The organism is Asticcacaulis sp. EMRT-3, assembly GCF_030027245.1.
Taxonomy (GTDB): domain Bacteria; phylum Pseudomonadota; class Alphaproteobacteria; order Caulobacterales; family Caulobacteraceae; genus Asticcacaulis.
In genome coordinates this window covers 444,466-452,500 of sequence record NZ_JASERT010000001.1, presented here as the reverse complement: position 1 = coordinate 452,500, position 8,035 = coordinate 444,466, and the positions used below count along the sequence as shown (strand labels likewise).

General features: G+C 60.2%; 6 protein-coding genes. 4 read left to right on the top strand and 2 right to left on the bottom strand.

Annotated elements, in window-relative coordinates; all coding sequences use genetic code 11:
- Positions 1 to 470 precede the first annotated feature (470 nt).
- Both QB905_RS02200 and QB905_RS02195 read right to left on the bottom strand, forming a co-directional pair.
- Entirely contained in the window at positions 471 to 899 is a 429-nt protein-coding gene (locus QB905_RS02200; RefSeq protein WP_282972943.1) for a CBS domain-containing protein, read from the bottom strand.
- A 119-nt stretch (positions 900 to 1,018) separates the two neighbouring features.
- Complete coding sequence (locus QB905_RS02195; protein ID WP_282972942.1) at positions 1,019 to 1,753, bottom strand: rhomboid family intramembrane serine protease; 735 nt, start codon at positions 1,751 to 1,753, stop codon at positions 1,019 to 1,021.
- Between the two features lie 251 nt (positions 1,754 to 2,004).
- Between QB905_RS02195 and hfaA the strand changes: the two genes are divergently transcribed.
- The 4 genes from hfaA to QB905_RS02175 all read left to right on the top strand — a co-directional run bounded on the left by hfaA (position 2,005) and on the right by QB905_RS02175 (position 8,010).
- Entirely contained in the window at positions 2,005 to 2,511 is a 507-nt protein-coding gene (hfaA, locus tag QB905_RS02190; RefSeq protein WP_282972941.1) for a holdfast anchoring protein HfaA, read from the top strand.
- A gap of 91 nt (positions 2,512 to 2,602) precedes the next feature.
- The gene (gene hfaB, locus QB905_RS02185) at positions 2,603 to 3,634 is read left to right on the top strand and encodes a holdfast anchoring protein HfaB (RefSeq protein WP_282975552.1); all 1,032 of its coding nucleotides are present in this window, start codon (positions 2,603 to 2,605) and stop codon (positions 3,632 to 3,634) included.
- Positions 3,567 to 4,808 (top strand): holdfast anchor protein HfaD, encoded by a 1,242-nt coding sequence (gene hfaD, locus QB905_RS02180; protein ID WP_282972940.1) that lies wholly within the window; start codon positions 3,567 to 3,569, stop codon positions 4,806 to 4,808. Before hfaB ends, hfaD begins: the two co-directional genes overlap by 68 nt.
- 262 nt (positions 4,809 to 5,070) lie before the next feature.
- Positions 5,071 to 8,010, top strand: coding sequence for a M16 family metallopeptidase (locus tag QB905_RS02175; RefSeq protein WP_282972939.1), 2,940 nt, complete (start codon positions 5,071 to 5,073; stop codon positions 8,008 to 8,010).
- Positions 8,011 to 8,035: the final 25 nt, after the last annotated feature.

Here is an 8,035-nt window from a genome sequence, read left to right as displayed (position 1 = left end):
CGTACCGCCAGAACACCGCCGCCTGCGTTTCTCTTTCCAGTATCTACAATGTCAAAGACCTCACTGGCGGCCGAGCCGGCCAGTGCGATAACTTACCCTGTTATCGGAGGAGGCGGCTATTTATCGGAGCCACCAAACCATGTCAACTGATTTTCTTCGTTTTCCACAGCCCCGTTTGGGAGGCTAAAAACCGGAGACAACAGAACCCTGCTGGATTATCTTTGCGGGACAATCCTTCAAGTTTCTGTCAGAATCAGAAGGTTGCGTGTTATAGCTCTATTCCGTATCGGCATCAAGCGTTAATTGAATTTTTACAAACCCAATAAACCGGCCAACCGGCCGATCCGCCTTCGTCGCGATCCGCAAAGGAACTCAACAGCGAGGAGCGGCTTTTATGACCTGCCGAATAAGTTCGCAAGTGCAAAATGGCGTGCCATGCGATTTATCCCCAGCTTCACGGTTTTACCGGCTTAGCCGGCAATATATTCCTTGAGCGTACGCGCCTCGTGTTCACTGGCGGCGATGCGCGCCTTGACCAGATCGCCGATCGACACAATGCCGATCAGCCGGGCACCTTCCATCACCGGCAGGTGACGAATGCGGCGGTCGGTCATCCGATCAAGCAGCGCCTCGACCGTTTCGTGCATACTGGCCGAAATCACATCGCGCGTCATGATCTGGTTGACGGGACGAACCAGCGCTTCGGCGCCGGTCGTGGCGATAGCGCGGATGATGTCGCGCTCAGAGATGATGCCGACCACGCGCCCTACCCTGTCGGTCACCACAAAGGCGCCGACCTTGCGCGTATAAAGAAGGGCCGCCACAGACGACAGCGTATCATCGGGGGTTACGGTGAAGACCTGACGGCCTTTGGACGTGAGCAATTGGCTTACCAGCATGGTGTCCCTCCCTTGGGATCGTTATGGCAATTATATAGCTTGTAAACGCCGGATAACGATGTTCGCGCCGCAGCCATAAAAAAGCAATAAGTCTGAGGGTCACGCCTGCTGGCTGGGCGTCAACTTGTCGTGAAGAAACGCCGCCCGAACAGCCGGAGCCACGGCCCGATAGCCAGCAGGCCGAACAGGTAACCGATAATATGCGCCTGCCAGGCAATGCCCTGCCCGGCTTCGACGCCCATCACCATCGGCACGAAGGCCGCCACGCTGTTAATGCCGCACCAGAAGACGGTCATGCCGATGACGCGCGGATGGCGCAGCGGCTCAATGGCTCCGGGAAGGCCGGGAAGGATGCGGATACGGATGGCCGCCCCGATCAGGCCGGAAATCGCACCCGAAGCGCCGAGAATCGGCACGGCGGATGTATAGTTGAGCATGGCATCGCCCAGCCCCGCCAATATGCCGCACAACAGGAAAAAGGCGATGAACGACAGGGCCCCGCCAAAACCGCGTCCGCAGGCCCGGATCACCGGCGCGGAAAAGGCCAGACAGAAGGCCGCATTGGCCAGGACGTGCAGCCAGCTTCCGTGCAGAAAGATGTGGGTCAGCAGCAGATCCACCTGCCCGTGACGCAAAAGCACGGGCGTCAGGGCGAAGCTCTCGATCAATTGTTCTTGCACATAGGGATCAGCCGAGGCCTGCAAGGCGTAGATGGCGATCAGCACCAGCGGAATCAGCAGCACCATCAGCGGCGCGTTGAACATGGGCTCGCGCACAGGCGGTTCACGCAGGGGCGGCTCCCAAAGGGGCGGCTCGCCGTGCGGCGGTTCGTCCTGCGGCGGCCCTTTTTTCATCGCGTCCGTCGCCAATTGGGTAAAATCCGTTGTCATATTTTGAGACTCGATACCGCTGCATCCGGCACATATATGAACCGTGACTGGTTAATCACGTTGTATATGACAACAAAGAAATCAAAAAATTGAATTTCATGCGCAATTTTAGTGAAAAATATACGCAATGTTTAAGGTTGTGACCGAGATTGGCCTCTAACTTGCTGGGCACAGCCGCGTATGCGGCCGTCTGATCCCAAGCTCTGGAGCGCCCAATGTCGTTAACGAAGTCCCTGAGTTTACTGAGCCTGCTGCCTCTATGCGCCTTCGCTGGCGCTGCCAGCGCGCAGAGCCTGAGCACCAGTAATACGGTCGCCTCGTTCGAAACCGGCTACGGCCTGGCGCGCAATGAAATGCAGACGGCGATCAATCCTTCGATGCGCGACGCCAACGGCAATCTCGTCATGCAGGACGGCATGATCATGACCGGCACCGACAACAGCGTTTACGCCTTTTCCCAAACCCTGGGCGCGGGCGACACCTATTCCGGCGCGGGGGCTTTGGGCGGGGCCACCGCCATCGGCAATAATCTCCAGGTCGTCGTCAACGGCAGCTACAACACGGTCGTCGTCAATTCCACCCAGACCAATAACGGCCATGTCAGCGCCACAGCCAACGGCACCACCGTCACAGCGGCAACGGGCACGACCTCTGGCACCACCTCTGGCACCACCTCCAACGACTCTTCTCTTAACGGACAGGTAAACCTCAATGGCTTCTGATATCCCCAGCAAGAAGGTGAAGGCTTCCTCTTCGCTCAGGAAGGCTTCGCCGAAAGCGCTTATCGGCCTGATCAGCGCCGCTGCCCTCAGCATGGCGTTGTCCGGCTGCATGACCCCTTCGGTCCATGCTGACGGCAATTACAAGACGCCGATCGGCCGTTCGCCGGTTACCGCCAATCCGACGGCCTATTCCGATGCTCTGGTCTGCCTGGGGGCCTATGCCCGCGAGCATCACCTGGCTTCGCCGCGCCTCGCCGTGGGCCGCATCTCCGACTATACCGGCAAGGTATCGCTCGAAGGCGGGCGTGAAATCACACAGGGCGCCTCGCTGATGGCGATGACGGCCCTGGCCAAGGCCGGTGCCCGCCAGGTCGAACGCTTCGATACCAGCGTCGGCGAACTGGAACTGAAATACGCCAATAACAAGCTGATCACCGATGATGCGGTGGCCAATCCCAACCATCCGGCTGATTATCGCAAGATCATGGCCGGTCAGGTGGCCGGTTCCGACTTCTTCATCGTCGGCGGCATTACCGAACTGAACTACAATATCCAGTCGTCGGGGCTCGATGCCTATGCGGGCGACACCAAGAATACCGGCATCAAGGGCCTCTATTCGGGCCGCACCTATGTGATGAATGTCGCGCTTGACCTGCGGCTTGTCGATACGCGCACGCTCGAAGTGGTCGATGTCATCTCCTATCAGAAGCAGATCGTCGGCCGCGAGATTCAGGCGGGCGTGTTTGACATTCTCAACGGCAATATCTTCGACATCGATGGTGGCCAGGGCGCGCTTGAACCCATGCAACTGGCGGTGCGCGCCATGATCGAACGCGCCACGCTCGAATTCATGGCCAATCTCTATGGCGTGTCGGGCCCCGACATCTGCCTCGACCCGAAAAACGACTTCCTCGAAAACGCCACAATGGGCCCAACCGGCGGCCTGACCCCGGCCTATAATAATCTGGAGACGAACAATGCCAGCACACGCGCCGATCCGACCCGCTGGGAAAATGTGGCTGCCGACCGCCGCGCCGAATCGCCTCCGCCTGCCGATGACCGCGACCGCCGCGATCATGGTCATGACGGCGGCGATGCTGCTGTCAACGACTCCCGCTACTAGCCAGACGGTCAGCGGCAGCGACGTTGCCAACACGCAGGATCAGCAGGGCGATGTGCTTTCGACCCAGACGCTGAACGTGGTCGAAAATGACGGCCTGACCCAGGCCACGGGGCAAGCCATGGGCAACAGCCTGCAAGGCGGTAACAAATCGGTCGATGCCACGCTGAACTCTTCGCAGAATGTGGCGGGCACGATCCGCGCCGCCGCCGCCATCAATGGCGTCAATACCGGCGCGGAAGATACTTCGCTCGGCACACCCGTCTATGGCAATACGCAGGCCGTTGGCAATTATCTTGGCTCAACGGCCAACGGTGCCAATCTGACCGCCACGGCCAGCCAGACGGCCAGCGGCCCGGTGCAGGCGCGCACCGATGTCTATGCCCCCAATAATGCCATCTATGTCAGCGGTGAAGGCGACGCCACCACCGAGGTCAACCATGCCGCCTTCGAGGTGGAGGACGGCAAGCTGACCTCGACCATGACCCAGGCCTCGACCAGCGATTCGCAGGCCAATGTCGATGCCACAGTCCATTATTCGCCCTCACCCAACGCCTATAATGCCAGCGCCACCAATAATTATTACGGCGCCTATAGCGGTGATCGCGGCACGCAGGAGCATAATGTCACCCAGACGCAAAGCGGCAGCACGATTGCGCGCGCCGAACTTTACGGCGGTAATGTCTGGGATGCCTCCACCACAGCCACCACGGTCGCCAATAATATCGACCTGCAAAATCAGGGCGGATCGCTGATCGTCACCACCCAGCAAACACAAAGCGGCCCGGTGCAGGCGCAGGCTGTGACCCAGGCCGACCAGTATGGCGCAGCCTATGCCACGGCCTCGGGCATCGGCAACCAGATGCTGGCCGGCAATAATGACACCTATGTCCGTGTTGACAGCAGCCAGTTATCGACGGGCGGCGTCGATGTCACCGCCGCATTTAACGGCAATGACGGCTATGACGGCTATGTCAGCGCCGACGCCATCGGCAATCAGTCGCTGGCCTATGCCTGTTCGGAATGCAAGGCCGATTACGGCGTCGATTCCACGCAAACCAATAATTCCGACGTCAACGCCACGGCCACGGCCAGCGTGGTGCAGGGCCGATCGATCGTCTCGACCGCTCACGCCACCGGCAACAGCGCCACCTACTATGTGTCGGGCAGCCACTAGATTGCGGTAAGTCAGAGTTATCGCAACCTGGCCCTATCTCTTCGTCATCTTCACGCGCACAAATACCCCTCCGTCATCTTCGCCGACACCTCCCCATTTTCATGGGGAGGAGGGATGTGCCGCCTGCTCCCTCCTCCCTGTGCCAAAGGCATGGGGAGGTGTCGGCGCAGCCGACGGAGGGGTGGCTTACTTTCGCTTTTTTTGACTTTATTCCGGCACAAACATGCGCCACTGTCCCGGCAAGATACAACCGGAGCGCCCCATGTTGCTGAAAAAATCCCTGCTGTCTGCCTTCCTCGCCGCGGCCCTGACCTCCACCGCGCTCACCCCCGTCGCCAGCTTCGCCCAGGCGCAACCGGCAGCCACAGCGACAGCCGCCTTCACCCCGCAGGTGCGCGACCTGTCCAAGGGGCTGGATTTTCCGCAGAATCACTCCGACATCAAGGCCGATCCGAATGTACGATTCGGCAAACTGCCCAATGGCCTGACCTATATCATCATGAAGAACGATACGCCGCCGGGCAATGCCTCGATACGGCTGCGCATCAATGGCGGCTCGATGATGGAGCACGACGACCAGCAGGGTCTGGCCCACTTCCTCGAACACATGGCCTTCAACGGCTCGAAGAATGTGGCCGAGGGCGATATGGTGAAAATTCTCGAACGCCACGGCCTGGCCTTCGGGGCCGACACCAATGCCCATACCGGTTTCGATGAAACCGTTTATGAACTCGACCTGCCGACGGTCAAGCCCGACGACATCGATACCGGCCTGTTCCTGATGCGCGAAACAGCCGGCAACCTCACCCTCGACGATGGAGCCATCGACCGCGAACGCAATGTGATCTTAGGCGAAGAACGCGCGCGCGACACACCCAGCCTGCACGCCTACGAGCACTGGGCCGACGACGCCCTGCCCGGCCAGAAATATGCCGAGCGTATGCCCATCGGCAAGGTGGACATTATCCAGACCGCCAAACATCCCCGTTTTGAGGATTTCTACAGAAATTTCTATCGCCCCAAACTGGCCACGCTGATCGTGGTCGGCGATATCGATCCCAACACCATCGAAGCCGACATCAAGGCGAAATTCTCCGACTGGAAGGGCCCAGACGCGCCCATCCGCATGACCGATTTCGGCACCTATAAAAATAAGGGTGTCACCGCCGACACCTATGTCGAAAAAGGCCTGCGCGACACGATCAGCCTGACCTGGACATGGCCGTTCGATGATCATTATCAGGATGTCGCCAAGGAAACGAAAGACTTCATCAACGGTCTGCGCCTGCAAATCCTCAATGAGCGCTTAGAACGTCAGGCCAAGCTGGCCGATACCCCCTTCATTGCCGCGCAAGTGGGACATGACGACATTGGCGAAACCGCCACCCTGACCCAGCTCACCATCATCCCCAAGCCCGGCCACGACAAGGAGGCCTTGACGGCGGCCACCACGATGGTGCGCCAGTTCGCCCAGTTCGGCGTCACTCAGGATGAACTGGATCGGGCACTGGCCGATCAGGAGGCCGGTTTCAAGGCCGCCCTGCAAGGGGCCAAAACGCGCGACAGCCGCAATCTGGCCGATCAGCTCGCCGACAGCATGGCCGATGGTGAGGTCTTCACCTCGCCGCAGCAGGACTATGATTATTTCGAAGCGCTCAAGCCCAGACTCACCCTGAGCGCGGTCAATGCCGGCACGAAAGACCTGTTCGACGGCGACGGCCCCTTCCTGTGGCATGAGGGCGAAGATCTGGATGGCCTCGACAAGCAGGCCCTGCTCGACACCTGGCAGGCCGTGCAGGCAGCGCCCTTAAGCGCGCCGCAAATCCACGTCGCCAAACCGTGGCCCTATACCGATTTCGGCCAGCCCGCCGCCATCGTCAAGCGCGAAGAGATCAAGGATCTCGGCCTGACCCAGCTCACCTACGCCAATGGCCTGAAGGCGACGATCAAGACCACCGATTTCAAGCAGGATGAGATCGGCGTTACCGTGCGCTTTGCCGGTGGCCTGGCGTCGCTGTCGCCCGCCGCCCATCCGCCGGTCTTCGCCGCCAATGTCGATGATATTCAGGAAGGCGGCCTCGGCAAGCTGACCGCCTCGCAGATCAAGGACACGCTGAGCGGCAAGATCTATGGCGTGCAGTTCGGCTTCGGCGCGGACGCCGCCACCCTGTCGGGCGCCACCACCAAATCCGATTTCGCCACCCAGATGCAGGTTCTGATGGCCTTCACCACCGATGCGGCCTTCCGCGCCGACGCCTTCCAGCGCCTGAAGGGCTTCATCCCCGACTATTACAAGTCGCTGCAATCGACGCCGGGCGGCGTGTTCCAGATGAAGGTGCCGGGCATCCTGCACAGCGGCGATCCGCGCTTCACCATGCCCGATGAGTCAAGCTTCCTCGCCACCAGCAATGATCAGGTCAAGGCGCTGGTCGAGCATCAGCTCCAGACCGCGCCCGTCGAAATCACCATTGTCGGCGATGTCAGCGAAGCGGAAGCCGAAAGCGAAATCGCCAAAACCTTCGCCGCCCTGTCCGCCCGCCCGGCCCAGCCGGTCATCGCCCCGGACGGGCTGAAGGTTCGCTTCCCCGACACGGATTTACGCCGCACCTTCGAGCATCATGGCCGCGCCGATCAGGACTTAAGCTTCATCGCCTGGCCGGGGGCGGATTTCGCCTCCAACACCCGCCGCGCCCGCGGCCTGACCATGCTGTCCGAGGTGCTCAATCTGCGCCTGATCGACATTGTCCGCGAAAAGGAGCAACTGGCCTACAGCCCCTATGCCGGCAATATCAATTCCCAGACCTTCCCCGGCTATGGCTATCTCAGCGTCACCGCTGAGGTGAAACCGCAAAACGACCAGAAATTCTATGACGCCGTGGCCGCCATCGTCGCCGACCTGAAGGCGCACCCGATTACGCCTGACGAATTGCTGCGCGCCCAGAAACCGGTGCTCGACAAGATGGACACCGAGCTGAAAACCAACAGCTATTGGGAAACCGTCCTGCCCGGCACGGCCAGCGACCCGAAAAAGCTCGACTATATCCGTGATCGCCGCGCCCAGTATCAGGCCGTCACCGCCGCCGACATCCAGAAGCTGGCCCAAACCTATCTGAATATGGACAAGGCCCTGCGCCTGCAAATCAAACCGGCGGCTGATGCGCAGGCCACCGATCCAGCCCCGTCTGCATCCCCGACTTCATAGGCATCCACCGGGGGCTCATTCATCC

Excerpts from the sequence above, each read along its gene's own strand:
- QB905_RS02200 (WP_282972943.1), bottom strand. The coding sequence starts at position 899 with ATGCTGGTAAGCCAATTGCTCACGTCCAAAGGCCGTCAGGTCTTCACC.
- QB905_RS02195 (WP_282972942.1), bottom strand. The coding sequence starts at position 1,753 with ATGAAAAAAGGGCCGCCGCAGGACGAACCGCCGCACGGCGAGCCGCCC.
- hfaA (WP_282972941.1), top strand. The coding sequence starts at position 2,005 with ATGTCGTTAACGAAGTCCCTGAGTTTACTGAGCCTGCTGCCTCTATGC.
- hfaB (WP_282975552.1), top strand. The coding sequence starts at position 2,603 with ATGGCGTTGTCCGGCTGCATGACCCCTTCGGTCCATGCTGACGGCAAT.
- hfaD (WP_282972940.1), top strand. The coding sequence starts at position 3,567 with ATGACCGCGACCGCCGCGATCATGGTCATGACGGCGGCGATGCTGCTG.
- QB905_RS02175 (WP_282972939.1), top strand. The coding sequence starts at position 5,071 with ATGTTGCTGAAAAAATCCCTGCTGTCTGCCTTCCTCGCCGCGGCCCTG.